Origin of the sequence: Streptomyces sp. NPDC051020 (assembly GCF_040683105.1) — a bacterium.
Lineage (GTDB): Bacteria > Actinomycetota > Actinomycetes > Streptomycetales > Streptomycetaceae > Streptomyces.
In genome coordinates, this window is the sequence record NZ_JBFBCG010000017.1 from 1 (window position 1) to 24,474 (window position 24,474).

The 24,474-nt window shown below is 69.9% G+C and carries 21 protein-coding genes; 12 read left to right on the forward strand and 9 right to left on the reverse strand.

Annotated elements, in window-relative coordinates:
- Window positions 1-223 precede the first annotated feature (223 nt).
- Window positions 224-580 (reverse strand): iron-sulfur cluster insertion protein ErpA, encoded by a 357-nt coding sequence (gene erpA, locus AB0N06_RS11885; RefSeq protein WP_189540679.1) that lies wholly within the window; start codon window positions 578-580, stop codon window positions 224-226.
- A gap of 304 nt (window positions 581-884) precedes the next feature.
- Between erpA and nadA the strand changes: the two genes are divergently transcribed.
- Complete coding sequence (nadA, locus tag AB0N06_RS11890) at window positions 885-2,081, forward strand: quinolinate synthase NadA (protein WP_366134530.1); 1,197 nt, start codon at window positions 885-887, stop codon at window positions 2,079-2,081.
- A 133-nt stretch (window positions 2,082-2,214) separates the two neighbouring features.
- Here nadA and AB0N06_RS11895 read toward each other — a convergent pair whose 3' ends face one another.
- The 5 genes from AB0N06_RS11895 to AB0N06_RS11915 all read right to left on the reverse strand — a co-directional run bounded on the left by AB0N06_RS11895 (window position 2,215) and on the right by AB0N06_RS11915 (window position 8,712).
- Entirely contained in the window at window positions 2,215-5,370 is a 3,156-nt protein-coding gene (locus AB0N06_RS11895) for an efflux RND transporter permease subunit (RefSeq protein ID WP_366134531.1), read from the reverse strand.
- 163 nt (window positions 5,371-5,533) lie between these two features.
- Window positions 5,534-6,232, reverse strand: coding sequence for a response regulator transcription factor (locus AB0N06_RS11900; RefSeq protein ID WP_366134532.1), 699 nt, complete (start codon window positions 6,230-6,232; stop codon window positions 5,534-5,536).
- Window positions 6,229-7,491: a histidine kinase gene (locus tag AB0N06_RS11905; RefSeq protein ID WP_366134534.1), complete on the reverse strand. Its 1,263-nt coding sequence runs from the start codon at window positions 7,489-7,491 to the stop codon at window positions 6,229-6,231. Before AB0N06_RS11905 ends, AB0N06_RS11900 begins: the two co-directional genes overlap by 4 nt.
- Before the next feature lie 149 nt (window positions 7,492-7,640).
- Complete coding sequence (locus tag AB0N06_RS11910; protein WP_366134535.1) at window positions 7,641-7,919, reverse strand: hypothetical protein; 279 nt, start codon at window positions 7,917-7,919, stop codon at window positions 7,641-7,643.
- A 10-nt stretch (window positions 7,920-7,929) separates the two neighbouring features.
- Window positions 7,930-8,712: a PspA/IM30 family protein gene (locus tag AB0N06_RS11915; protein WP_366134536.1), complete on the reverse strand. Its 783-nt coding sequence runs from the start codon at window positions 8,710-8,712 to the stop codon at window positions 7,930-7,932.
- Between the two features lie 294 nt (window positions 8,713-9,006).
- Between AB0N06_RS11915 and AB0N06_RS11920 the strand changes: the two genes are divergently transcribed.
- From AB0N06_RS11920 to AB0N06_RS11930, 3 genes are all read left to right on the forward strand, one after another.
- Window positions 9,007-9,606, forward strand: a complete 600-nt coding sequence (locus AB0N06_RS11920) for a DUF3043 domain-containing protein (protein WP_366134537.1) — start codon at window positions 9,007-9,009, stop codon at window positions 9,604-9,606.
- Window positions 9,607-9,722: 116 nt separating this feature from the next.
- Window positions 9,723-10,457 (forward strand): methyltransferase domain-containing protein, encoded by a 735-nt coding sequence (locus tag AB0N06_RS11925; RefSeq protein WP_366134606.1) that lies wholly within the window; start codon window positions 9,723-9,725, stop codon window positions 10,455-10,457.
- A gap of 238 nt (window positions 10,458-10,695) precedes the next feature.
- Window positions 10,696-11,769, forward strand: a complete 1,074-nt coding sequence (locus tag AB0N06_RS11930) for a trypsin-like peptidase domain-containing protein (RefSeq protein ID WP_366134538.1) — start codon at window positions 10,696-10,698, stop codon at window positions 11,767-11,769.
- A gap of 68 nt (window positions 11,770-11,837) precedes the next feature.
- On the opposite strand, the gene AB0N06_RS11935 is transcribed toward AB0N06_RS11930, so the two are convergent.
- Entirely contained in the window at window positions 11,838-12,047 is a 210-nt protein-coding gene (locus tag AB0N06_RS11935) for a hypothetical protein (protein WP_358858432.1), read from the reverse strand.
- Between the two features lie 111 nt (window positions 12,048-12,158).
- Between AB0N06_RS11935 and AB0N06_RS11940 the strand changes: the two genes are divergently transcribed.
- The 5 genes from AB0N06_RS11940 (at window position 12,159) to AB0N06_RS11960 (ending at window position 18,216) form a co-directional block, all read left to right on the forward strand.
- Window positions 12,159-13,361: a bifunctional adenosylcobinamide kinase/adenosylcobinamide-phosphate guanylyltransferase gene (locus tag AB0N06_RS11940; protein ID WP_366134539.1), complete on the forward strand. Its 1,203-nt coding sequence runs from the start codon at window positions 12,159-12,161 to the stop codon at window positions 13,359-13,361.
- Between the two features lie 40 nt (window positions 13,362-13,401).
- Window positions 13,402-14,229, forward strand: coding sequence for a class I SAM-dependent methyltransferase (locus AB0N06_RS11945; RefSeq protein WP_366134540.1), 828 nt, complete (start codon window positions 13,402-13,404; stop codon window positions 14,227-14,229).
- 281 nt (window positions 14,230-14,510) lie between these two features.
- On the forward strand, window positions 14,511-15,593 hold the full coding sequence (cobT, locus tag AB0N06_RS11950; RefSeq protein ID WP_366134541.1) for a nicotinate-nucleotide--dimethylbenzimidazole phosphoribosyltransferase: 1,083 nt from the start codon (window positions 14,511-14,513) through the stop codon (window positions 15,591-15,593).
- 89 nt (window positions 15,594-15,682) lie between these two features.
- Window positions 15,683-17,482 (forward strand): phosphatidylglycerol lysyltransferase domain-containing protein, encoded by a 1,800-nt coding sequence (locus tag AB0N06_RS11955; RefSeq protein WP_366134542.1) that lies wholly within the window; start codon window positions 15,683-15,685, stop codon window positions 17,480-17,482.
- A complete protein-coding gene (locus AB0N06_RS11960; protein WP_366134543.1) occupies window positions 17,479-18,216 on the forward strand; it encodes a hypothetical protein in 738 nt (245 codons plus the stop codon). Before AB0N06_RS11955 ends, AB0N06_RS11960 begins: the two co-directional genes overlap by 4 nt.
- Here the strand turns inward: AB0N06_RS11960 and AB0N06_RS11965 are convergent.
- Window positions 18,159-18,920, reverse strand: a complete 762-nt coding sequence (locus AB0N06_RS11965; RefSeq protein ID WP_366134544.1) for a hypothetical protein — start codon at window positions 18,918-18,920, stop codon at window positions 18,159-18,161. The genes AB0N06_RS11960 and AB0N06_RS11965 overlap by 58 nt on opposite strands.
- A gap of 87 nt (window positions 18,921-19,007) precedes the next feature.
- Here AB0N06_RS11965 and AB0N06_RS11970 point away from each other — a divergent pair, with 87 nt between their 5' ends.
- The gene (locus AB0N06_RS11970; RefSeq protein ID WP_366134545.1) at window positions 19,008-19,787 is read left to right on the forward strand and encodes an adenosylcobinamide-GDP ribazoletransferase; all 780 of its coding nucleotides are present in this window, start codon (window positions 19,008-19,010) and stop codon (window positions 19,785-19,787) included.
- 259 nt (window positions 19,788-20,046) lie between these two features.
- Here the strand turns inward: AB0N06_RS11970 and AB0N06_RS11975 are convergent, their stop codons facing one another.
- Window positions 20,047-20,883, reverse strand: a complete 837-nt coding sequence (locus tag AB0N06_RS11975; protein ID WP_366134546.1) for an endo alpha-1,4 polygalactosaminidase — start codon at window positions 20,881-20,883, stop codon at window positions 20,047-20,049.
- A gap of 260 nt (window positions 20,884-21,143) precedes the next feature.
- Here AB0N06_RS11975 and AB0N06_RS11980 point away from each other — a divergent pair, with 260 nt between their 5' ends.
- Together AB0N06_RS11980 and lpdA are read left to right on the forward strand one after the other, a co-directional pair.
- Window positions 21,144-22,688, forward strand: a complete 1,545-nt coding sequence (locus AB0N06_RS11980; protein WP_366134547.1) for a leucyl aminopeptidase — start codon at window positions 21,144-21,146, stop codon at window positions 22,686-22,688.
- A 385-nt stretch (window positions 22,689-23,073) separates the two neighbouring features.
- Window positions 23,074-24,462, forward strand: coding sequence for a dihydrolipoyl dehydrogenase (gene lpdA, locus AB0N06_RS11985; RefSeq protein ID WP_358858442.1), 1,389 nt, complete (start codon window positions 23,074-23,076; stop codon window positions 24,460-24,462).
- Window positions 24,463-24,474 lie beyond the last annotated feature (12 nt).

Consider the following 24,474-nt stretch of genomic DNA (forward strand, 5'->3'; position numbering starts at 1 on the left):
CCGCACACCCGCACCCCGCCACAACGTCGGAAAGACCGTCAAACGCGACCTCGCCATGACCGAACACCAAGATCGCAGAGGTTAAAGAACAAGCTAGGTGTACTTGGTCATGACGTCGGTGACAGTCGGCTGATCGATCCTGGCACGACTGAAGGCGGTGGCCCCCGGAATCCGGGGGCCACCGCCTTCGTCAGGCACTGCTGCCCGATACCGCCTTCGCGACTTAGCTGAAGGAGTCGCCGCAGGCGCAGGAGCCCGTGGCGTTCGGGTTGTCGATCGTGAAGCCTTGCTTCTCGATGGTGTCGACGAAGTCGATCGAGGCACCACCCAGGTACGGAGCGCTCATCCGATCGGTGACGACCTTGACGCCGTCGAAGTCCTTCACGACATCGCCGTCGAGCGAACGCTCGTCGAAGAAGAGCTGGTAGCGCAGGCCCGAGCAGCCGCCGGGCTGGACGGCGACGCGCAGCGCCAGGTCGTCACGGCCTTCCTGCTCCAGCAGGCTCTTGACCTTGGCTGCGGCGGCGTCGGACAGGAGGATGCCGTCGCTCACGGTGGTGGTCTCGTCCGATACGGACATCTGCTTCTCTCCCGGGTTGGGCGGACTGCTTGCCGACGTTGCAACCGTCGGGACCGCGGATTCATTCCGGGCCGAGCGCTTGCCTGTTCCTTTCATGCTCGCACACCACTCCGGGAAGAGGTGCCGGGCGGGGCGAAGGGATGCCGGGCGGAGCAAGGGGACCTCTCGCGACCCCGGGACGGCCTCCGACCACCTCCAGGGCGAATTCGTCACATGGACGCTATCGACATCGTCAAAGTGACGTAAACCCGATATGATAGATAGCGTCAATTAGACGAAAAGGCTTATCTGCAAAGAAGAAAGGGTGCGTGACGTGACCACGGCCCACCCCGTCCAGGACCTCGATGTCCAGCCGACGCCCCTCGCCCTGTTGCTGCTCGGCCGCGAGGCCGACCCGAAGAGTGAGCGCGGGGTCGAGTGCCCCGGCGATCTGCCCTCCCCGTCCGACCCGGACCTGGTGGAGCGCGCCCGCGCGGCCAAGGCGAAGCTCGGGGACAAGGTCTTCGTTCTCGGCCACCACTACCAGCGCGACGAGGTCATCCAGTTCGCGGACGTCACCGGCGACTCGTTCAAGCTCGCCCGTGACGCGGCCGCCCGGCCGGAAGCCGAGTACATCGTCTTCTGCGGTGTGCATTTCATGGCGGAGTCCGCGGACATCCTGACCTCCGACGACCAGAAGGTCGTGCTGCCAGACCTGGCCGCGGGCTGCTCGATGGCCGACATGGCCACCGCCGAGCAGGTCGCCGAATGCTGGGACGTACTGACCGAGGCCGGGGTCGCCGAGCAGGTCGTACCCGTCTCGTACATGAACTCCTCCGCCGACATCAAGGCCTTCACCGGCAGGCACGGCGGCACGATCTGCACCTCGTCCAATGCGAAGCGCGCCCTGGAGTGGGCCTTCGAGCAGGGCGAGAAGGTCCTCTTCCTCCCCGACCAGCACCTGGGCCGGAACACCGCGGTCCGCGACTTGGGGATGACGCTGGAGGACTGCGTCCTCTACAACCCGCACAAGCCGAACGGCGGCCTCACCGCCGAGGAGTTGCGGAACGCGAAGATGATCCTGTGGCGCGGGCACTGCTCGGTGCACGGGCGCTTCTCGGTGGACTCTGTCAACGATGTGCGCGAGCGCATCCCGGGCGTCAATGTGCTGGTGCACCCCGAGTGCAAGCACGAGGTCGTGGCCGCGGCGGACTACGTCGGCTCGACGGAATACATCATCAAGGCCCTGGAGGCGGCCCCGGCCGGCTCGAAGTGGGCGATCGGCACCGAGCTGAACCTGGTGCGTCGCCTGGCCAACCGGTTCGCCGCGGAGGACAAGGAGGTCGTCTTCCTCGACAAGACGGTCTGCTTCTGTTCGACGATGAACCGGATCGACCTGCCGCACCTGGTGTGGGCGCTGGAGTCGCTGGCCGAGGGGAACCTGGTCAACCGGATCGAGGTCGACCCCGAGACGGAGAAGTACGCGAAGCTGGCGCTGGAGCGGATGCTGGCGATCCGGTAGGGGCAGCAGGGTCTCCCCGGGCCTCCGCCCCCGTCTGAGGGCCGGGGTGGCCCGTACGGACCCGGCCCCCAGGCGGGCGCACGAAGACCCCGGCACCGTTCACCGGTGCCGGGGTCTTCGTGTGTGCCGGACGTCAGGCCTTCGCAGGCTCCGGCTCCTCGGAGGTGGTCTCCTCCAACGGGGCCGGACCCGGAACGCCCGCCTTCTTCGCGCGCTTGATGGCCTTCTTCGTCGCGCGCCGCTCCTTGCGGAGCTCCACCATCGCGTAGAGCGTCGGCACCAGCAGCAGCGTCAGCAGCGTCGACGTGACCAGGCCGCCGATCACCACGACCGCGAGGGGCTGCGAGATGAAGCCGCCCTCGCCGGTGACGCCGAGCGCCATCGGGAGCAGGGCGAAGATCGTCGCGAGTGCCGTCATCAGGATCGGGCGGAGGCGGTGGCGGCCGCCCTCGATGACTGCTTCGACGACGCCCATGCCCTGCGCCCGGTACTGGTTGATCAGGTCGATCAGCACGATCGCGTTGGTCACCACGATGCCGATCAGCATCAGCATGCCGATCATCGCCGCGACGCCCATCGGGGTGCCGGTGACGACGAGGAGGCCGATGGCGCCGGTCGCCGCGAACGGAATGGAGACCAGCAGGATCAGCGGCTGGACCAGGGACCGGAAGGTCGCGACCAGCAGCATGAAGACAATCGCAATGGCCGCGAGCATGGCCAGGCCGAGCTTCATGAACGCGTCGTTCTGGTCCTGGGAGACCCCGCCGATGGTTGCGGTGGCGCCGTCCGGCAGGTCCAGGGCGTTGATCTTCGACTGGAGCGAGGCGCTCACCGCGCCAGTGTTGTCACCGGTGGGCCTGGCAGTGATCGTGGCGGCGCGCTGGCCGTCGATCCTCGTCATGGAGACCGGTCCGGGGACCAGTTTCACATCGGCGATCCGGCCAAGCTCGACCGGGCCGAGGGAAAGCTTCTTCAGTTCCTCCATCGTGGTGGCCGGGTGGGCGGACTTGATGACGACATCGCGCTCGGTGTCGTCCATGATCGCCTTGCCGGCCGGGGTGCCGCGCACCGCTCCGGCGACGGCCGCGCCGAGGGTGGCCTGGTTGAATCCGGCGGCAGCGGCCTTGGAGTTGGCCGTGACCGAGATGCGCGGAATGCTCTGCGCCAGGTCGCTCTGGACGTCGGTGACGTCCTTGAGCTCGGCGACCTTCGCCCGTACCTCCTCGGAGGCCTTCTTCAGGGTCGCGGCGTCCGCGGACTTGACCACGACGCTGAGGTCCTGGCTGCCGAAACCGTCGCCCGCGGCGATGGTGGTGTCACCGATGCCGTCGAGCTTGCCGAGGCCCTCGTCGATGCGCTTCTGGGTGGCGTCGAAGTCGGCCGAGTCCTTCAGGGTGACCTGGTAGGAGGCCTGGTTGGCGCCCGTACCGCCGCCGAAGGCCGCCATGAAGCCGGAGGAGCCGACGGTGACCTGGTAGTCCTTGACGCCCTTGTCCTCGTCGAGGAGCTTCTCGACCTTCTTGGCCGCCTCGTCGGCGGCCGCCAGGCTGGTGCCGGGGGCCAGCTCCTGCTTGATGGAGAGGACTTCCTGCTCGCCCTGGTCGAAGAAGTTGGTCTTGAGCAGCGGCGCCATGCCGAAGGTGCCGACGAACACGGCAACGGCGATGGCGATGCTGGTGATGCGGCGCCGGGTCGCGAAGCGCAGCACCGGGACGTACAGCCGCTGGAGCCTGCTGCGGGCTTCCTTCTCCTCGGCCTTGCGACGAGCCTCTTCCGGGTTCTCCGTGCTGCCCTTGGGGGCGCGCAGGAACCAGTAGGACAGGACGGGGACCACGGTCAGCGAGACCAGCAGGGAGGCGAGCAGGGCCGCGGTCACGGTCAGGGAGAACGAGCCGAACAGCTCGCCGACCATGCCACCGACCAGACCGATCGGGAGGAAGACCGCGACCGTGGTGAGGGTCGAGGACGTGACCGCGCCGGCCACCTCCTTGACCGCGGTGATGATCGCGGACTGGCGCTCCTCGCCGTAGCCGAGGTGACGCTTGATGTTCTCCAGGACCACGATCGAGTCGTCGACGACGCGGCCGATCGCGATGGTCAGCGCGCCGAGCGTGAGCATGTTGAGCGACAGATCGCGGGTCCAGAGCACGATCAGCGCGAGAACCACGGAGAGCGGGATGGAGACCGCCGTGACCAGCGTCGAGCGGAGCGACGCGAGGAAGACCAGGATCACGATGACCGCGAAGAGCAGGCCGAGCGCGCCCTCGGTGGTCAGACCGGAGATCGCCTTGGAGACGGCGGGGCCCTGGTCGGAGACGACGGTCAGTTCGGCGCCGGCGCCGAGGTCCTTGCGGAGGTCCGGGAGTTTGTCCTTGACGGCGTCCGAGATGGCGACGGCGCTGCCGTCCTTGTCCATCGTGGCCATCACGGCGAGGCTCGGCTTGCTGTTGGTACGGGTGATGGAGACCGCGGTGGACGGCTCCTGCTTCACCGTGGCGATGTCACCGATGCGGGCCGGCTCGCCGAGCTTGCCGGTGCCCGGGTCCTGACCGACCACCCGCAGGTCCTCGATCTGCTTCAGGGAGGTGAAGGCTCCGCCGACCTGGACGGTGCGGCTCTTGCCCTGTTCCGAGAACGATCCGGCCGGGACCGTGGCGCCGCCTGCCTGAAGGGCCTGGGCAAGGGATCCGGCGTTCAGACCGGCGGCCGCGAGCTTCTTGTCGTCGGGCGTGATGGAGACCTGGAGGTCCTGGACACCGTCGACGGTGACCTGGCCGACACCGTCGATGTCCTCCAGAGCGGGGACCACGGTGCGGTCCAGCTGGTCGGCGAGGGCCTGCTGGTCCTTGTCGGAGGTGACGGCGAGGACGACGGTCGGGATGTCGTCCGTCGAACCGGCGATGACCTGCGGGTCGACGTCGTCGGGCAGCTGGACGCGGGCGCGGTTGACCGCCTGCTGGATGTCGGCGACCAACTGCTTGGTGCCTTCGTCGCCGAAGTCGAAGGTCGCCATGATGACGGCGTTGCCCTCGCTGGCGGTCGAGGTGACGCCGGTGACGCCGTCGACGGCCTTGATGGACTTCTCGAGCGGTTCGACGACCTGCTTCTCGACCACATCGGGGGACGCACCCTGGTAGGGGGCGAGCACCGAGACCATCGGGAGTTCGATGGTGGGCAGCAACTGCTGCTTGAGCTGCGGGATCGCGATCGCTCCGAAGACGAGCGCGATGATCGAGATCAGCCCGATCAGGGCCCTTTGCGCGAGGCTGAATCTGGACAGCCAGGACATGGGTGGGTCTCTCTTCTGTGGCGTACGCGGCAGGTGGGCGGGTGACTCGGGGACAGACCCGGCCCAGCTACACCATCGCTCATCCACAGGGTCAAAATCGTCGACCCCAGGGTCACATTCTTATGTGGCGCATACCGCAGGTGGAGTACTTCCCTTCCACACGTCATTCCACCCGCGGGCGCACCAGGCCCGATTCGTAAGCGAATACCACCAATTGAGCCCGGTCACGGGCGCCCAGTTTCGCCATGGCCCGGTTCACATGGGTCTTGACGGTGAGTGGGCTGACGGTGAGGCGCTCGGCGATCTCGTCGTTGGAGTGCCCGCCCGCGACGAGGACCAGTACCTCTCGTTCGCGGCCGGTGAGTGCGTCGAGCCGCTCGGAGTACTCCGCGGCGCTCGGCCCCTCACCGCCGGAACTGCCACCCTGCGCAAGGAAGGTGGCGATCAGTCCCTTGGTGGCGGCCGGCGAGAGGAGCGCCTCGCCACCCGCGGCGACACGGATGGCATTGAGCAGTTCGTCCGGCTCGGCGCCCTTGCCGAGGAAGCCTGAGGCACCGGCCCTCAGCGACTGCACCACATATTCGTCCACCTCGAAGGTGGTGAGCATGACGACCCGTACGTCCGCCAGCTCCGGGTCGGCGCTGATCATCCGGGTCGCGGCCAGTCCGTCCGTACCGGGCATCCGAATGTCCATCAACACCACATCGGGGCGCGCCGATCGGGTCAGCGCCACGGCCTCCGCGCCGTCGGCCGCCTCGCCGACGACCTGCATGCCGGGCTCCGAGTCGACCAGCACCCGGAACGCGCTGCGCAGCAGCGCCTGGTCGTCGACGAGCAGGACCCTGATGGGTGATGGTGTCATGCGCCTTCCCCCGTCCGGCCCGCCGTGCCCGGCGTCCCCGGCGCTCCCGTGCGGGCCTTGACCGGCAGGATCGCATGAACCCTGAATCCGCCGCCGTAGCGGGGTCCGGCCGTGAGGATGCCCCCCAGGGCGGTGACACGCTCGCGCATACCGAGCAGACCATGGCCGCCGCCGTCGTCCCCGGCGCCCTCGGGGCTGCCCGTGCCGTTGTCGAGGACCGTGACCTCGGCCGTCGCCCCGACCTGCACGACACTGACCTCTGCCTTCGCCCCGGGGCCCGCGTGCTTGCGCACATTGGTCAGCGCTTCCTGGATCACCCGGTACGCGGCCAGGTCGACGGCCGCGGGCAGCGGGGGCCTGCGGTCGACGCAGGCCACCTGGACCGGGAGCCCGGCGCGCCGGACCGTCTCCACGAGTTCGTCGAGGACCGCGAGACCGGGTGCCGGTTCGGTCGGCGCCTCCGGGTCGCCGGACTGACGCAGCAGCCCGACCGTGGCGCGGAGTTCGTTGAGTGCGCAGCGGCTGGCCTCCCGGACGTGGGCGAGCGCCTCTTTCGCCTGGTCGGGGCGCTTGTCCATGACGTGGGCGGCGACCCCGGCCTGCACATTGACCAGGGCGATGTGGTGGGCGACGACATCGTGGAGATCGCGGGCGATCCGCAGCCGTTCCTCGGCGACCCGCCGCCGGGCCTCCTCCTCGCGGGTGCGTTCGGCCCGTTCGGCGCGTTCCCTGATCGCGTCGACGAACGCCCGCCGGGAGCGGACGGCGTCCCCGGCGGCGCCGGCCATGCCGGTCCAGGCGAAGACCCCGAGGTTCTGCTGGCTGTACCAGGGGGACGCTCCGAAGACCATCGCGGACGCCGTCAGCACGGCCATGGTCAGCAGGCCGACCCGCCAGGTGGTGGGCCGATCGGTGGACGCGGCGACCGTGTAGAGCGCGACGACCGCGCTCATGACCACCGGGGCGGGCGGGTCCACCAGCACGAACTCGACGATGGACAGCCCACCGGTCGCGGCCAGCACCGCCATCGGGTTGCGACGCCGCAGGGCGAGCACGGCGGCGGCGAGCACCATCAGGACCACGCTGCCCGCCCCGGGCGTGCGGGTGCCGAAGCTGGGCCCGTTCGGCGCGTTCGGGTCGGTGAACGATCCGGCGATCATCGCAGCGAGTACGGCCACGGCGAGCGCCCCGTCGAACGCGAGGGGATGGTCGCGCAGCCAGCGCCGGACGCGCAGCAACCCGGTTCCGAGGGTGGTCACGTCAAGCTACGGTACGGCGTGTCGCGCACAAATAAGACCGACCGCGGCCTGGACCGCACGCAGAACGCGAAAGTCCCGGCAGAACCGTGCCCCGCGGCCGGCGGACCGGACACGGGGCACAGTGCGTGCGGGTGCTGGAGCGACCGGCGTCAGCCGGGGATCAGGCCGCCGTCGCGGAGCATGTCGCGCACCTCTTCGAGGGTGGCGTCGGGAGACGGCAGGATCAGTTCGGACGGCTCCAGGGAGTCGTCCGGCAGAGGCGTGCCGAGCTCGCGCACCCTGGCGAGGAGCGCCTGGAGCGTGGCGCGGAAGCCGGGGCCGTCGCCGCTCTCCATCTCGGCGAGCAGCTCGTCGTCGAGCTTGTTGAGCTCAGCGAAGTGGCTGTCGGCCAGGGCTACCTGGCCCTCCCCCATGATCCGAACGATCATGACGTCCGCCTTACTGCTTGTCGAACCTGTGCGGGGACTGCGAGGACTGCTGCTGGGCGGCGTCCTGCGGGCCGCCCTCGATGGCCTGTGGCGGGGTCGAGCCGCCGGCCAGTTCGGCCTTCATGCGCTGCAGCTCCAGCTCCACATCCGTACCACCGGAGATCCGGTCCAGCTCAGCGGCGATGTCGTCCTTCGCCGTCCCGGTCGGGTCGTCCAGAGCGCCGGAGGCGAGCAGCTCGTCGATCGCACCGGCGCGTGCCTGCAGCTGCTGGGTCTTGTCCTCGGCCCGCTGGATCGCCAGGCCGACGTCGCCCATCTCCTCGGAGATCCCGGAGAACGCCTCGCCGATCCGGGTCTGCGCCTGGGCGGCGGTGTAGGTGGCCTTGATGGTCTCCTTCTTCGTACGGAAGGCGTCGACCTTGGCCTGCAGCCGCTGGGCCGCGAGAGTGAGCTTCTCCTCCTCACCCTGCAGCGTCGTGTGCTGCGTCTCCAGGTCGGTGACCTGTTGCTGGAGGGCGGCGCGCCGGGACAGCGCCTCGCGGGCCAGGTCCTCGCGCCCGAGCGCGAGCGCCTTGCGGCCCTGGTCCTCCAGCTTGGACGTCTGGCCCTGCAGCTGGTTCAGCTGCAGCTCCAGGCGCTTGCGCGAGGTCGCCACATCGGCGACACCGCGGCGCACCTTCTGAAGCAGCTCCAGCTGCTTCTGGTACGAGTAATCGAGGGTCTCGCGCGGATCCTCGGCCCGGTCAAGGGCCTTGTTTGCCTTCGCGCGGAAGATCATCCCCATACGCTTCATGACACCGCTCATGGGCTTCGCGCGCCCCCTTCTGACGGACTGGGCTCCAGCACTCCAACAGAACCCACAGTACGGGCCCTGTCTCTATTACCGCACTGTTCGAGCACGGATGTGGTCCTCCCCAAGGACGACTGCCCCCGGATACCGCTCCGGCCCAGGGAGTAGGGGCCGTCGGGGAAACCGGTGACAACGCCCGTTCTGCCCCTCTCGGGACACCTGGGGGACGCAGGCCGTTGCCGGATCGTTCCCGACCGGGCTGGGGTCGTCGCGACCGACCCCGTACCCTTGTGTGTTGTGTTCCGTAGCCGTTCGAAGGATGAGAAGGCCCCCGCCACCAAGGTGACGGCGGACCTCTCCACGCAGCCCCGCGACCCGCAGGCCCCCAAAGGTCGCCCCACCCCCAAGCGCAGCGATGCCCAGTCGCAGCGCCGTCGTGCCGCCAGTGGCGCGCCGCTCGACCGCAAGGAGGCGATGAAGCGCCAGCGCGAAGCGCGCCGGGTGGACCTGGCCAAGCAGCGCGAGGCGCTCGCCAGTGGCGACGAGCGCTACCTGCCGGCCCGTGACAAGGGTCCGGTGCGGCGCTTCGTCCGCGATTTCGTGGACTCGCGTTTCTGCATCGCGGAGTTCTTCCTGCCGCTCGCGGTGATCATCCTGATCCTCAGCGTGATCCAGGTGCGGAACATCCAGACCATCTCGCTGCTGCTCTGGCTCGCCGTGATCGTGCTGATCGTCATCGACTCGATCGGTCTCGCGTTCCGGCTGAAGAAGCAGCTGAACGCGCGCTTCCCCGATACGCCGAAGCGCGGTGCGGTCGCCTACGGCCTGATGCGTACGCTTCAGATGCGTCGGCTGCGTCTGCCGAAGCCGCAGGTCAAGCGCGGAGAGCGACCCTGAGTACGGAGCTTTCCGGCTCGGTCGGCGGTCCGTCCGCAGGCCTGCCGGACGGTGCCCCCTCCAGGGACTGCGGGTTCACCGGGGCCTCTTCGGCGTGGCTCGGAGGGCTCGGCGGGCTGCGCAACACCGTCCGCCAGGAGCTCGTCGCCCGGCAGCTCGACGAGCAGATAGCCGCGCGCTTCCCGGTCGGCCAGCGGCTGCGGGTCCTCGATGTCGGCATGGGCCAGGGCACGCAGGCGCTGCGGCTGGCCCGGGCCGGCCACACGGTGACCGGCCTGGAGTCCGACGCCGAGATGCTGAGGGCCGCCCGCGGGGCGCTCGGGAACGAGCCCGCGGGCATCCGGGAGCGGGTCCGGCTGATCGAGGGCGACGGCCTGGACACGGGCGTGCACTTCCTGCCGGGCAGCTTCGATGTGGTGCTCTGTCACGGCGTACTGATGTACGCCCGGGAACCGGACGCGCTGCTGGCGGGGCTGGCCCGGATGCTGGCGCCCGGCGGGCTGCTCTCGCTGCTCGTACGGAACGGCGACGCGCTCGCGATGCGGCCCGGCATAGCCGGGGACTGGGACACGGCACTGGCCGCGTTCGATACGGATACGTACACCAACCGGCTGGGCCTGACGGTCCGCGCCGACCGGCTGGACGCCCTCACGGCCACGCTCGCCGGAATCGCCGCGCCGTTGCAGGCCTGGTACGGGGTGCGGATCTTCACGGACCAGGTGAGCGACGACGTCGAGCTGCCGGCCGCCGCGGAACTCGACCGGCTGCTGGCCGCGGAGGACCGGGCCGGACGGACGGACCCGTACCGCCGGGTTGCCGCGCTGCTGCATCTGTGCGGGGTGCGCGGCTAGAGAGCGTCCGGACAGTTCACGACGCCCGGTCCGGTGCACCGAAAGGCGCCGGAGCGTCCAGACGGCGAACCGTTCCGGCCCACCGGCAGCGCCGCGAGGTGCTGTGCCGGGCGCCGCGACCAGGGCATGATCCACTGGAGATCCCTGGGGATGACTGAGGGACGGACGAGGAGCGGGCGTCACTCGATCGGCCGAACCCAACAGGCCGCCAATAGGGTTAAAAGCTGATGATTCAGACATGGATGCTTCCCACTCGCGCCGCCGTCTGTACCGGCTACTGCTGCCTCTGACTGCAGGTGTCTGCGCCATGGCCCTGGTGTCCGGCTGTTCCGACTCGGACTCGGCCGGCGCCACTGCCACGCAGTCGGCCTCGCCTCATGCGAATTCGGCCGCAAGTGACCTGCAGGCCGAGTACGAGACCGTCATCAGGAATGTGCTGCCCTCCGTGGTACAGATCGAAGCCGCCAACAGCCTCGGATCCGGCGTCGTCTACGACGGCAAGGGCCATATCGTCACCAATGCCCATGTGGTCGGCCCGGAGAAGAGATTCAAGGTCACCGTCGCCACCGGCGAGAAGGTGCTGGGCGCCTCGCTGGTCGCCACCTATCCGGAGCAGGACCTGGCCGTCATCAAGCTCGACAACGTACCGAGCGGGCTGAAGCCGGCGAAGTTCGGCGACTCGAACAAGGTCGAGGTCGGCCAGATAGTGCTGGCGATGGGTTCGCCGCTCGGACTGTCCAGCAGCGTCACGCAGGGCATCGTGTCGGCGGTCGGCCGGACCGTCAGCGAGAGCCGGACGGAGGGTGGCACCGGGGCGACCATAGCGAACATGGTCCAGACCTCGGCGGCGATCAACCCGGGCAACAGCGGCGGTGCGCTGGTGAACCTGAACAGCGAGGTGATCGGCATTCCGACGCTGGCGGCGACGGATCCGCAGATGAACGGCGCGGCACCGGGCATAGGGTTCGCGATCCCCGTCTCGATGGTGAAGACGGTGGCCGACCAGATCATCAAGAGCGGCAAGGTCACCGACTCGGGCCGGGCGGCGCTGAACATCACCGGCCGCACGGTCGTCGACGACACCTACCAGCCGTTCGGAATCGCGGTGGTCACCGTCACGGCGGGCGGCGGCGCGGACAAGGCCGGACTGCGGGCCGGCGACATCATCACGAAGATCGGCGACACGCGGGTCACGACGATGACGGAGCTGGCCGAGACTCTGGCCAACGACAAGCCGGGCCAGAAGGTCAAGGTGACATATCTGCGCGACGGTGTGGAAAGGACTGCGGTCGTCACGCTGGGCGAGATCTGACCGCTGTCGTGCGAGAGCCCCGGATGCCGAGGAACGGCGCCCGGGGCCCTCGTGCGCCGTATCGGCGGTCAGCCCTGGTCGGCCTGGAGACTCATCGGGCCGTAGATCTTCGTCGCGTCCTCGAAGAGGGTCACCTGGTCCGCCCCGCCGTCCAGGAGTTCCTTCCAGAACTCACCGATCCATGTCTCCGCATCGCCCTGGGTCGTGAATTCCTCCGGCTGCAGGGCCGGTTCCGTCTCCGTACCGTCGGACTTCTCGAACCGCCACGTCCACGCCATGTCCGCCTCCTGGGTCGCGTTGCTGCCCGCAGCCTAGTGCCTGGGGTCTTTCGGACCGAGATCCATGGGGTTGGTCGCGCAGTCGGTGCGGGGACGCGGGAGGATCGGAGCGTGGAACTGACACTGCTCGGCACCGGAGCCCCAGACGGGCTGCCGCGCCCCGACTGTCCGTGCGCCGCCTGCGCCACCGCCCGCGGGGTGTGGGCGCGCGCCGCGACCGCACTGCTGGTCGACGACGCGCTGCTGCTCGATCTCACCCCGGGGGCCGTGTTCGCCGCCGCACGCGCGGGTCATTCACTGACCGGCGTACGGCAGGTGCTGCTCACCCATCCGCACGACGGGCCCGCCGTGGAGCTGCCCGCCGGGCTGCCCCCGGCCGGACGGGTGCCGGACGGGCAGGTGCTGACGCTGATCAGCGGGCACCGGATCCGGGCGGTGCCGATGGACTCGCCGGGGACCGGGTACGAGGTGACGTCCCCGGAGGGCGTGCGGCTGCTGTACATGCCGCCGGGGGCGGCCCCCGCCGGTCTCACGGACCGGGTGGCGGAGCCGTACGACATGGTGGTCGGTGATGTGACCGGACGCCCGGACGCCATGGCCAGGCTGCGGGCCGTCGAAGCGATCGGGCCGGCCACCGAGGTCATCGCCGTTCATCTGGACCATGACGCGCCCACCGGCCCCGAGCTGGACCGGCGACTCGCGGCGGCCGGCGCCCGGACCGTGCCGGACGGGACGACACTGGTGGTCGGCCAGTACCACGCCATATCGGATATCCCGCGGCGGACGCTGGTGACGGGCGGTGCGCGGTCCGGTAAGTCGGTGGAGGCCGAGCGGCGGCTGGAGACCTTCCCCGAGGTGGTGTACGTGGCGACCGGCGGCGGCCGCGAAGGCGACGCGGACTGGATGGCCCGGGTCGGGCTGCACCGGGAGCGCAGGCCGGCCGCCTGGCGCACCGAGGAGACCTGTGAGCTGGTGGACCTGCTGGAGTCGGACGGGCCGCCGCTGCTGATCGACTGCCTGTCGCTGTGGCTGACGGATGCGATGGACCGGGTGAACGCCTGGGACGACGTGGCGTGGGCGGAGGGCGGTGAGCGTGCGCTGCGGGAGCGGATCACCGAACTGGTCGGCGCGGTGCGCGGAACGCGGCGCACCGTTGTCGCCGTGACCAATGAGGTCGGCTCGGGCGTGGTGCCCGCGACAGCCGCCGGCCGGCGGTTCCGGGACGAGCTGGGGCGGCTCAACGCCGCGTTCGCCGACGAGTGCGAGCACGTGCTGCTGCTCGTGGCCGGTCAGGCGCTGACGCTGCGCGGCTGACCCGCATCGCACCAGGATCAGCGGCAGGAAGGGAGCGGACATGGCGCGAGTGAGGCCGATGCTGGAAGGCGTTCCGGAGACCCTGCTCTGGATGCTCTACAACCGGGCGTACGAGGCGGGGCAGCTCTATCCCGTCATCGACGATCCGATGGCGCTGCAGCTCATGGCGGACCTCGACTACCCCTTCGAGGAGCGCTTCGGGCGGCCGAACGCCTTCCACTCGCAGGCGCAGGCGCTGCGCTCACGCTGCTTCGACCTGACGGTGCAGGGCTATCTGCGCGGACATCCGGAGGCCACCGTCGTCGCGCTCGGCGACGGTCTGGAGACCGGCTTCTGGCGGGTCGACAACGGGCGGCTCACCTGGCTGAGCGTGGAGTTGCCCCAGGTGGCAGCGTTGCGCCGCGCGCTGCTGCCCTCCTCGGACCGGCTGCGGGCGATCTCCCGGTCGGCGACCGATCTCTCCTGGCTGGACGAGATCGAGGACCCTGCGGGCCGGGGCGTGATCGTCACGACGCAGGGGCTGCTGATGTATCTGCAGCCCTGGGAGGTCCGGAAGATCCTGGCGACCTGCGCCGAACGGCTGCCGGGCGGGGTGCTCGTGCTGGACTCCATGGCGCGTCGGCCGGCGAAGGGGACGGTGGCCGGGAAGTCGAAGGTCGGCTCCATGACCGTCCCGCCGATGCACTGGGCGATGAATCCGGGCGAGCGGAAGAAGCTGCGCAGTGCGCATCCGAACATCACCGAGGTGCGCGCGCTGGGGCTGCCGCGGGGGCGGGGCGCGATGGGAGAACTGATCCGGCTCCAGCATCTGACGCCGGGGCTGCGGACGCTGACCCCCGCGATGACGCTGCTGCGCTTCGGGGCCTGAGGGGCCGGCCGCCACACTGAAGAGGCGTCAGAATCATGGCAGGTACTGTTCCGCAATGAGCCCGCCGCCGGGCTCAGAGCCTGTCGGGTGACCTTCGATCGGAGAGCGGACGCGGCACGGTGCGTGCGATTCCAAGGCGCCGGGATGGCCTTGTAGCGGAGCTACCAGGGCATTTCGGCAACGCCGGAAGCGTGCGTGCCAGGGCGTGGCCGCCCGATCAGAGATCACCCGACAGGCTCTCACCGGCCCATACCACGTAACGACCCGCGAGGCAGACTCCCGTGAATCTGGACGACTTCTCCGACCTGATCGAACGCCCCGACGGCGGCGTACGGCGCGACGCCGAGGAACGCCGGGAGCGGCAGATCGTGCCGCCGGGCGCCCTCGGCCGGCTCGACGAGCTGGGCGAGTGGCTCTCGGCCGCCCAGCAGGCCGTGCCGGTCAGACCGATCCAGCAGCCGCGCGTGGTGCTCTTCGCCGGTGATCACGGGGTGGCCGAGCTCGGCGTCTCCGGCCGCGCGGCCGGGACCGCCCACGAGCTGGTCCGGGCCACACTGGAGGGCGCGACACCACTGGCCGTGCTGGCCCGCCAGTTCTCCGTACCGGTGCGGATCGTCGACGCCGGCCTGGACTGCGAGCCGGAGCTGCTGCCCGAGTCGGTCGTGCGTCACCGGGTGCGGCGCGGCAGCGGCCGGATCGACATCGAGGACGCGCTGACGGCCGAGGAGGCCGAGCAGGCAGTACGTCTGGGCATCGCGATCGCCGACGAGGAGGCCGACTCGGGCACCGATCTGGTGGTGCTCGGCGATCTGAGCGTCGGTGGCACCACGGCGGCCGCCACCCTGATCGCGGCCCTGTGCGGCACGGACGCCTCGGTGGTCACCGGGCGCGGCGGCGCAGGAATCGACGATCTCGCCTGGATGCGCAAGTGCGCGGCGATCCGGGACTCGTTGCGGCGGGCCCGGCCGGTCCTCGGCGACCAGCTGGAGCTGCTGGCCACGGTCGGCGGCGCGGACCTGGCGGCGATGACAGGGTTCCTGCTGCAGTGCGCGGTGCGCAAGTTGCCGGTGATCCTGGACGGCGTGGTCTCGTCGGCGTGCGCGCTGGTCGCTCAGCGGGCCGCCTTCCGGGCGCCGGACTGGTGGCTGGCCGGTCAGGTGAGCGGCGAGCCGGCACAGACGAAGGCGCTGGACCGGATGGCGCTCAATCCGCTGCTGGACCATGGCGTCATCGTGGGTGAGGGGAGCGGGGCGCTGCTGGCGCTTCCGCTCGTGCAGGCTGCCGCGGCGCTGGCGGCGGAGCTGCCCGAGCGTGCGCCGGCCGACGAGGACGACGCCTCGAAGACCGACGCGGACGACGACTGAGGACCCTGCTGCGCTGCGGCCGCCGACCACCGGACACCGGCCGCAGCAGGCCTCCCCATGGAGCGAATTCCCTCATATGATCGCTTTTTATGGGAGATGTCCGATTTGCTGGCCAGGGTACCCGGCGGAGCACCGTCGGCTCACGACGCAGTGCGGCATTCACCATCTGGTATCTGCGCATCGTGTCGTTCATCAATTTCCTGAGCGCCGTCTGGGTCACGCTCGGTCAGGACCTGCGTCGGCACAACACCGAGAACTACTTCACGCCCTATCTGCTCACCGCAGGCTTCTCCTCCGGAGTGGTCGCCCTCTTCCTCGCGATCACCATGCGACGGCGCAAGCGCGCCGCCTGGATCGTCAACATGGTGCTGAGCGGCCTCCTGCTCCTGCTCTTCGCCTTCGTGATCGGCTTTCCCGAGATCCGGCAGTACCCGCAGAACTGGATCTCCCTGGCGCTGACAGCCGCGTTCGTCGTGGCGCTGATCCTGGGCCGGCGGGAGTTCTACGCGAAGGGCGACCGGTCCAACGCGAAGCTGGCGGCCGCGGTCGCCCTCGGCGGGCTGCTGGTCACCTCGCTGATCGCCACCCTGCTGGTCACCGTCACGAACACGGCGCACGACGAGTACCGGTCGGCCTTCCTCGACCGCTGGCGCTACGGCGCGCTGCGGCTGGTCTCGGTCGCGACCGACGAAGCCCGCTTCCCCGGCATCACCGTGCCCGGCTGGGTCAATGTCGTCATCAACATCCTCTCCACCCTGCTGCTGATCGCTGTCGTGTACGTGGCGTTCCGCTCACGCCGGGCCGTCGACCCGATCACCCCGCAGGACGAGGACCGGCTCCGCGCCCTCCTCGAAAAGCACGGCGAACGCGACTCGCTCGGCTATTTCGCACTGCGCCGGGAGAAGAGCGTCATCTGGTCGCCGACCGGGAAGGCGGCCGTCACCTACCGGGTGGTCGGCGGGGTCTCGCTCGCCTCCGGTGATCCGATCGGCGACTTGGAGGCCTGGCCCGGCGCGATCGAACCATGGCTGGCCGAGGCCCGCGAACACGGCTGGATCCCAGCGGTGATGGGGGTGAGCGAGGAGGGCGGCACGGTCTACGCCCGGCACGGGCTCGACGCGCTGGAGCTCGGCGACGAGGCAATCGTGGAGACCGCCGAGTTCACCCTCGAAGGGCGGGCGATGCGGACCGTCCGCCAGGCGTACAACCGGATCAGGCGCGCCGGGTACGAGGTGACCATCCGGCGCCACTGCGACATCCCCGACGAGGAGATGGCCGAACTGGTGCGGCGCGCCGACGACTGGCGCGACGGCGAGACCGAGCGTGGCTTCTCGATGGCGCTGGGGCGGCTCGGCGATCCGGGGGACGGCCAGTGCGTGATGCTCGAATGCCGTGACGCGGCGGAGAAGGAGCAAGGCGAAGGAGCGGGCGGCCCCGGCGAATTGCGCGCCGTACTGAGCTTCGTGCCCTGGGGCCCGAACGGTCTCTCGCTGGACCTGATGCGCCGCGACCGGAACGCCGAGAACGGTCTGATGGAGTTCATGGTCATCGAACTCCTCCAGCGCGCCAAGGAGATCGGGATCACGCAGGTGTCGCTCAACTTCGCGATGTTCCGGTCGGTCTTCGAGAGGGGATCGCGGCTGGGCGCGGGACCGGTGCTGAGGCTGTGGCGCTCGTTGCTCAGCTTCTTCTCGCGCTGGTGGCAGATCGAGTCGCTCTACCGCGCCAACGCCAAGTACCGACCGATCTGGGAGCCGCGTTTCATGCTCTTCGAGAAGAGCTCCGACCTGCTGCGCATCGGCATCGCCGCGGGCCGCGCCGAAGGGTTCCTGGAGGCGCCCGGGCTGCCCAAGTGGCTGCACCGCTCGCACCTGGAGACCCGTAGATGAGACCGATGGCGGCGCTGCCCGAGGCCGCCCGCCGCGAATGGGGGCCGCTGTTCTCGACCGTACACGGGGGGCTCACCCGTTCCCGGCTGCGCGCGGTCCCGATGACGCTGGCCTCGATCGGCCTGACGGCGCTGCTCCATGTGGTGCAGAACCAGCCGTGGGGATTACGTCCGGTGCGGGTCCTCGGCTCGGTGCGGGCCGAGGACCCGCTGTGGACCGCCCTGCTGCGTACCCCGCTGTCGCTGTTCGTGCCCGCGCTCGACCTGCCGGTGTGGGGTGCGCTGGCGCAGGTGCTCGTGGTATTCGGGGCCTCCGAGATCTGTCTCGGACGACGGCGGACCCTGCTCATCGCGTACGTCGCCACGCTGGCCGGGACGCTGTACGCACGGACCGGCGTCGCGGTCGGCCCCGACGGGCTGTTCGGACTGCCCGCATCCGACGCGCAGGTCGTCGACACCGGACCGTCGGCGGCGGTGGTCGGGGTCGCGGTCTATGTGTGCCACGCCTACCGGGCGTGGCGCACCGGGGCGGTGGTGATCGCGGTGATGGTCATCGAAGTGATCTTCAAGAACAACCTGGCGGGCAAGGAACACCTGGCGGCGATCGCCGCGGTGCTGATCCTGTGCGGTCTCACCGCCTGGCACGACAGGCGTCGGCGTCTGCCCGCCCGCAGCGATCAGGACTTGGGCGCGGGAAGCCGGTCCCGGTCCGGCGCTCCGCCGATGAGGTCCTGAAACCTGCGGCTCGGCCCCACCCAGCGCCGGTCGTGGTGGTACGCGCGCAGCACCGCCCTGGCACGGGCACGGTGCCGGTTGCGGTAGAGCCTCTTCGCCCACATCGACGTCGGCCGGGCCAGCCGGATCGCCCCGAACAGGGCGACGAACGGCACCAGGGTGCCGATCACCGCCATCCGCGCCTTGCCCTTGAACAGGGCGATCAGCACGAAGCAGAAGTTGATCAGCAGGGTCAGGATGATACCGAGCCGGCCCTGCTGCTGATCGCTGGTCAGTTCCTTCACCCCGAGCGGTGAGAAGCCGCCGAGGAGGAGCAGGACGAGCGCCGTGGTGAGGACGACGACCTCGACGCTCTGGCGGCCCTGTTCGGACCAGTACACGTCGTCGAGATGGAGGATCAGGGCGAACTCGTCCAGCACCAGTCCGGCGCCCATCCCGAAGATCACCGCGCAGATGCCCGCCCCGACGCCGTACCGTCCGCTGGAGACCGCGCCGAAGCCGCCGACCACCGTCAGCAGCACACCGGGCACCACATGGTGGACGTGCAACCCGCCGGGCGTGATGTTGCGGAACGGCCCCTTCCCGGCCCTGATCATCCGGGTGATGAGACGAGTGATGGCGAAGGTCAGCACAAAGGCGGCCAGGGAGAGGAGCAGGGGCAGCTTCCCCGGCTCGACGAAGTTCTGATCGAACCAGTGACCCATGCCACCACTCCCGTTGGTCCGCCTTTGCGGCGCTTTGCGGTGTTTCGGCCAATCTAGCGGCCCGGCCGAGGGATTAGCCTGCGCGCCGTGACCTCCCTGAACAGCCACGGCATACGGTTCGCCTTCGGCACCCTGACCGTGCTCCCCGTCCGCGTCACCCGCTGGGACCGCAGGGCCGCCCGTGCCGGGATGCTGAGCGCCCCGCTCGCCGGTCTGGTGGTGGGGCTGCTCGCGGCGGTCCCCGGCACACTGTTGCTGCTGCTCGGGTCCGGGCCGCTGCTCGCGGCGGTCGCCTCCGCCGCGGTGCCCGCGGTCCTCACTCGGGGGCTGCACCTCGACGGGCTCGCCGACACGGCGGACGGGCTCGGCAGCGGCAAGCCCGCGGCGGACGCGTTGCGCATCATGAAGCAGTCGGACATTGGGCCATTCGGTGTCATCACCCTGCTGTTCGTCCTCCTGGCCCAGGTCGCGGTCCTCCATCAGCTGTACGGGGAGGGCTGGGCGCACGGCGCGGTGGCCGCGGTCGTCGCGGGGGTCACCGCCCGCCTCGCGCTCACACTGGCGTCCCGTCAGGGCGTGCCTCCGGCCCGGCCGGAGGGGCTGGGGGCGGCGGTGGCGGGAACGGTACCGGCGGGGGCGGCGGCGGCCGTGACGGTCGCGGTGGTGGCCGCGGGGTCGGCGGCGGGGGCGGTGTTCGGCGGGTACGGCGCGCTGCACCACGGCCTTGCCGTAGTGGCCGGGCTGATGGCCGCCCAGCTGCTGCTGCGGCACTGTGTGCGGCGGTTCGGGGGCGTGACCGGGGATGTCTTCGGGGCGGTCGCGGAGACGGCGGCGACGGCTGCGCTGGTGGCGTTGGCCCTGGGCTAAGGGCTGTCCCGTCATCCCTCGCGGGCGCACGAGGACAGCTGCGGCACCTCGCTGCGTTGCCGGAACGCCCGAATACACCCAGTAGGAGAACGCCCCTCCGTCTTGCGATGCACCACATCTGACGCCGCGCGCTGATCCACCAGGGATGACGGGACAGCCCTGAGGGCGTGTTTCGCCAGGCGTTCCGGGCCCACGAAGATCGGCGGGACAGGACCTGGGCGGACAGGGGGTACGCGGCGGCCCGGTCTCCGTCTTCTCCTCAATCCGCGGACGGGCTCGCCCCGCAGCTCCGGCGCCAGGTGCCCAGGTCGTACTTCTTGCGGAGCGAGCTCAGGCGCAGCCTCGTCGACTCCGGGCAGAACCGTGCCACCGGCACCTCGTACTCCACATGGAACACCGCCTTGTCCGCCTCGATGAACGGGGTGAGGTCGGCGCACTCGTCGTACTGGGCGCACTGTTCGTTGACCGCGAAGTCGAAGTCCGGTTCCAGCCGCGGGATCTGGTCCAGGTCGTTCTTGAGTCCGACCGCGAGTCCGTGGCGGTGGGCGATGCGGGCGACGAGGCGGTTGTAGCGCAGCTGATCGGCGCCGGTCAGGGGGAAGCCCGTGCGGTTGCGGTAGCCGTCCATGTTGTCGGGCTCGACCGCGTCGAAGCCCTTCTTCGCGCACATCTCGATCCGGGACTCCATCAGCGGCGCGAGCAGATCCGTGCGGCGGATGTCGAGCCAGCGCTCCCCCGGCCAGCCGTTGCCCTTCCCGAGGACCGAGGCGGGGAACTTCCCGGCGTCCGGGCGGAAGTCCTCCCAGGCGCCCGTGGACACGTAACAGATGACCTTGCGGCCGCGGCGGTGCAGATCGGCGACCGCCTGCGCATCGTGCTCGAAGCCGTCGATGTCGTACACCGGAACGTCCACGGTGGGGTCGAGGCGGCCGGAGAGCTGCCACTGCCAGTCGGTACCCGGCTTCGGCTGCCAGCGCACCGCGGAGGTGGTCCGAGGTGCCGAAGTACAGCCGGCCAGCACCGCCGACAGGATCAGTACGATGATCGGCGCCGCCGACTTCGGTCTCGTCCCGCGTACAGCCCGCTGGGCGCGCATCGCTCTCCCCCGCTCGCTCCGGCACCTCCGAACAACCCTACTTCCGGGGCCGGTTGCTCCGTCGCGGCCCCCGGCCGGGCCGGCCGGGGCCGGAGCCCTGCCGCCGGAACGGGCCGCAGACGGCCCGCCGCCGTGTTTCCGCAGCAAAGGCGCGCGTAGGCTCATTCCCGGCACATTGCGGCGGCGTCTACGATGCGCCGGGCACGGTCGGCCCACCCCTCGACCGACAACGAACTCAACGGAAGCGAGATTTCACCACCGTGACTGCTCTCACTCTCAGCACTGCCGGTGCGGCGACGCTGCGCGCCGACGCACTTGTCGTCGGCATCGCCAAGGGAGCCAAGGGCCCGGTCGTCGCACCGGGCGCCGAGGCCGTGGACAAGGCGTTCGGCGGAAAGCTCGCCACCGTCCTGGAGACCCTGGGCGCCTCCGGTGCCGAGGGCGAAGTGACCAAGCTCCCCGCACCGGACGGCCTCAAGGTCCCGGTCGTCATCGCGGTCGGACTCGGTCCGGTCCCGGAGAAGGACACGGCGTTCGACGGCGAGGCACTGCGCCGGGCCGCCGGTTCCGCCGCGCGTGCGCTGACCGGTTCCAAGAAGGCCGGCTTCGCGCTGCCGATCATGTCCGTCGAGGACGCCGAGGCCGTCGCCGAGGGCGCACTGCTCGGCGCGTACGCCTTCACCGCGTACCAGGGCGGCGAGAACAAGCTCGCGCCGAAGGACAAGAAGAACGGCAACGGCGCCAAGCTGCCGCTCGCCGAGGTCGCCCTGCTCGGCACCAAGCCGCGCGACAAGGCGTTCAAGGCGGCCGCAGAGCGTGCCACCGCGGTCGTCGAGGAGATCAACCGCGCCCGCGACCTGATCAACACCCCGCCGAACGACCTGTACCCCGAGTCCTTCGCCGCCGTGGCCACGGCCGCCGGCAAGGAGCACGGCATCAAGGTGCAGGTCTTCGACGAGAAGGCGCTCGTCAAGGGCGGCTTCGGCGGTCTGCTGGGCGTCGGCCAGGGCTCGACCTACGGCCCCCGCCTGGTGAAGCTCGCCTACACGCACCCGAAGGCGGAGAAGACCCTGGCCCTGGTCGGCAAGGGCATCACCTACGACTCGGGCGGCATCTCGCTGAAGCCGGCGGGTCACAACGAGACGATGAAGTGTGACATGAGCGGCGCCGCCGCCGTGTTCGCGGCCGTCGTCGCGGCCGCCCGTCTCGGCCTCCAGGTCAACGTCACCGGCTGGCTGGCGCTCGCCGAGAACATGCCGTCCGGCAACGCCACACGCCCGGGTGACGTGCTGCGCATGTACAGCGGCAAGACCGTCGAGGTGCTGAACACGGACGCCGAGGGCCGGCTCGTCCTCGCCGACGCGCTGACCCGCGCCTCCGAGGAGAACCCGGACGCGATCGTCGACGTGGCGACCCTGACCGGAGCAATGGTCCTGGCCCTGGGCCACCGCACCTTCGGCATCATGGCGAACGACGACGCCTTCCGTACGTCCATCCACGAGATCGCCGAGGAGGTCGGCGAGGCCTCCTGGCCGATGCCGCTCCCCGCCGACCTGCGCAAGGGCATGGACTCCCCGACCGCCGACATCGCCAACATGGGTGAGCGGATGGGCGGCGGCCTGGTGGCCGGTCTGTTCCTGCAGGAGTTCGTGGGCGAGGGCATCACCTGGGCGCACCTGGACATCGCGGGTCCGGCCTTCCACGAGGGCGCGCCGTACGGCTACACGCCGAAGGGCGGCACCGGTTCCGCGGTCCGCACGCTGGTGAAGCTGGCGGAGCGCACCGCCGCCGGGGACCTCGGCTAGAGGATGCTCCGTGCGTACGGCCCCGGGCATACGTCCGGGGCCGTACGCGTTCACCTGTCGGCATCGACAGCACGGTACGCACCGGTTTCGCTCTCAACGAAATCCGCACTCCCACCCGTCTCCCACCCTCACCCTTCCACCGTGGTGCTTCGCGCCGCTCCTACCAATCTCTACACAGCAGTAACCATCCGGAACGGGTGATCATCCGTCCCGGACCCGGGCCCCGCGTCCCGCCCACCGTCAACAAGTGCGAAGATGGGTTCTCGGCAGGACAGGGCCCCCACCACAGGGCCGAATAACAAAAGCGGCCGAACACCAGCCGACCGGCCGGTCATCCCCCAGCGACGGGGCCCGGCGTACGGCGCACATGCATGGAGGACGTGACGTGGCGAACGACGCCAGCACCGTTTTCGACCTAGTGATCCTCGGCGGTGGTAGCGGCGGTTACGCCGCGGCCCTGCGCGGAGCGCAGCTGGGCCTGGACGTCGCTCTGATCGAGAAGGGCAAGGTCGGCGGCACCTGCCTGCACAACGGCTGCATCCCCACGAAGGCGCTGCTGCACGCCGGCGAGGTCGCCGACCAGGCACGCGAGGCCGACCAGTTCGGCGTCAAGGCCACCTTCGAGGGCATCGACATCGAGGCCGTCCACAAGTACAAGGACGACGTGATCTCGGGCCTGTACAAGGGTCTGCAGGGTCTCATCGCCTCGCGCAAGGTCACCTACATCGAGGGTGAGGGTCGGCTCTCCTCCCCCACCTCGGTGGACGTGAACGGCCAGCGCATCCAGGGCCGCCACGTGCTCCTGGCGACCGGCTCCGTGCCGAAGTCGCTGCCGGGCCTGGAGATCGACGGCAACCGGATCATCTCCTCGGACCACGCGCTGAAGCTGGACCGCGTCCCGAAGTCCGCGATCGTCCTGGGCGGCGGCGTCATCGGCGTCGAGTTCGCCTCGGCGTGGACGTCCTTCGGTACCGACGTCACGATCATCGAGGGCCTGAAGCACCTCGTTCCGGTCGAGGACGAGAACAGCTCGAAGCTCCTTGAGCGCGCTTTCCGCAAGCGCGGCATCAAGTTCAACCTCGGTACGTTCTTCCAGAGCGCCGAGTACACGCAGGACGGTGTCCGCGTGACCCTCGCCGACGGCAAGACGTTCGAGGCGGAGGTGCTGCTGGTCGCGATCGGCCGCGGCCCGGTCTCGCAGGGTCTGGGCTACGAGGAGGCCGGCGTCGCGATGGACCGCGGCTACGTCCTCGTCGACGAGTACATGCAGACCAACGTTCCGACCATCTCGGCCGTGGGCGACCTGGCCCCGACGCTGCAGCTCGCTCACGTCGGCTTCGCCGAGGGCATCCTGGTGGCGGAGCGGCTGGCCGGTCTGAAGACCGTCCCGATCGACTACGACGGTGTCCCCCGGGTGACGTACTGCCACCCCGAGGTCGCTTCCGTGGGCATCACCGAGGCCAAGGCCAAGGAGCTCTACGGCGCGGACAAGGTCGTCGCTCTGAAGTACAACCTTGCCGGCAACGGCAAGAGCAAGATCCTCAAGACCGCGGGCGAGATCAAGCTCGTCCAGGTCAAGGACGGTGCCGTGGTCGGCGTCCACATGGTCGGTGACCGTATGGGCGAGCAGGTCGGCGAAGCCCAGCTGATCTACAACTGGGAGGCGCTGCCGGCCGAGGTCGCGCAGCTCATCCACGCCCACCCGACGCAGAGTGAAGCGCTCGGCGAGGCCCACCTGGCCCTGGCCGGCAAGCCCCTCCACTCCCACGACTGATCCAGTCCCGGG

Excerpts from the sequence above, each read along its gene's own strand:
- erpA (WP_189540679.1), bottom strand. The coding sequence starts at position 580 with ATGTCCGTATCGGACGAGACCACCACCGTGAGCGACGGCATCCTCCTG.
- AB0N06_RS11895 (WP_366134531.1), bottom strand. The coding sequence starts at position 5,370 with ATGTCCTGGCTGTCCAGATTCAGCCTCGCGCAAAGGGCCCTGATCGGG.
- AB0N06_RS11900 (WP_366134532.1), bottom strand. The coding sequence starts at position 6,232 with ATGACACCATCACCCATCAGGGTCCTGCTCGTCGACGACCAGGCGCTG.
- AB0N06_RS11910 (WP_366134535.1), bottom strand. The coding sequence starts at position 7,919 with ATGATCGTTCGGATCATGGGGGAGGGCCAGGTAGCCCTGGCCGACAGC.
- AB0N06_RS11915 (WP_366134536.1), bottom strand. The coding sequence starts at position 8,712 with ATGAAGCGTATGGGGATGATCTTCCGCGCGAAGGCAAACAAGGCCCTT.
- AB0N06_RS11930 (WP_366134538.1), top strand. The coding sequence starts at position 10,696 with ATGGATGCTTCCCACTCGCGCCGCCGTCTGTACCGGCTACTGCTGCCT.
- AB0N06_RS11935 (WP_358858432.1), bottom strand. The coding sequence starts at position 12,047 with ATGGCGTGGACGTGGCGGTTCGAGAAGTCCGACGGTACGGAGACGGAA.
- AB0N06_RS11945 (WP_366134540.1), top strand. The coding sequence starts at position 13,402 with ATGGCGCGAGTGAGGCCGATGCTGGAAGGCGTTCCGGAGACCCTGCTC.
- AB0N06_RS11955 (WP_366134542.1), top strand. The coding sequence starts at position 15,683 with ATGGGAGATGTCCGATTTGCTGGCCAGGGTACCCGGCGGAGCACCGTC.
- AB0N06_RS11960 (WP_366134543.1), top strand. The coding sequence starts at position 17,479 with ATGAGACCGATGGCGGCGCTGCCCGAGGCCGCCCGCCGCGAATGGGGG.
- AB0N06_RS11965 (WP_366134544.1), bottom strand. The coding sequence starts at position 18,920 with ATGGGTCACTGGTTCGATCAGAACTTCGTCGAGCCGGGGAAGCTGCCC.
- AB0N06_RS11975 (WP_366134546.1), bottom strand. The coding sequence starts at position 20,883 with ATGCGCGCCCAGCGGGCTGTACGCGGGACGAGACCGAAGTCGGCGGCG.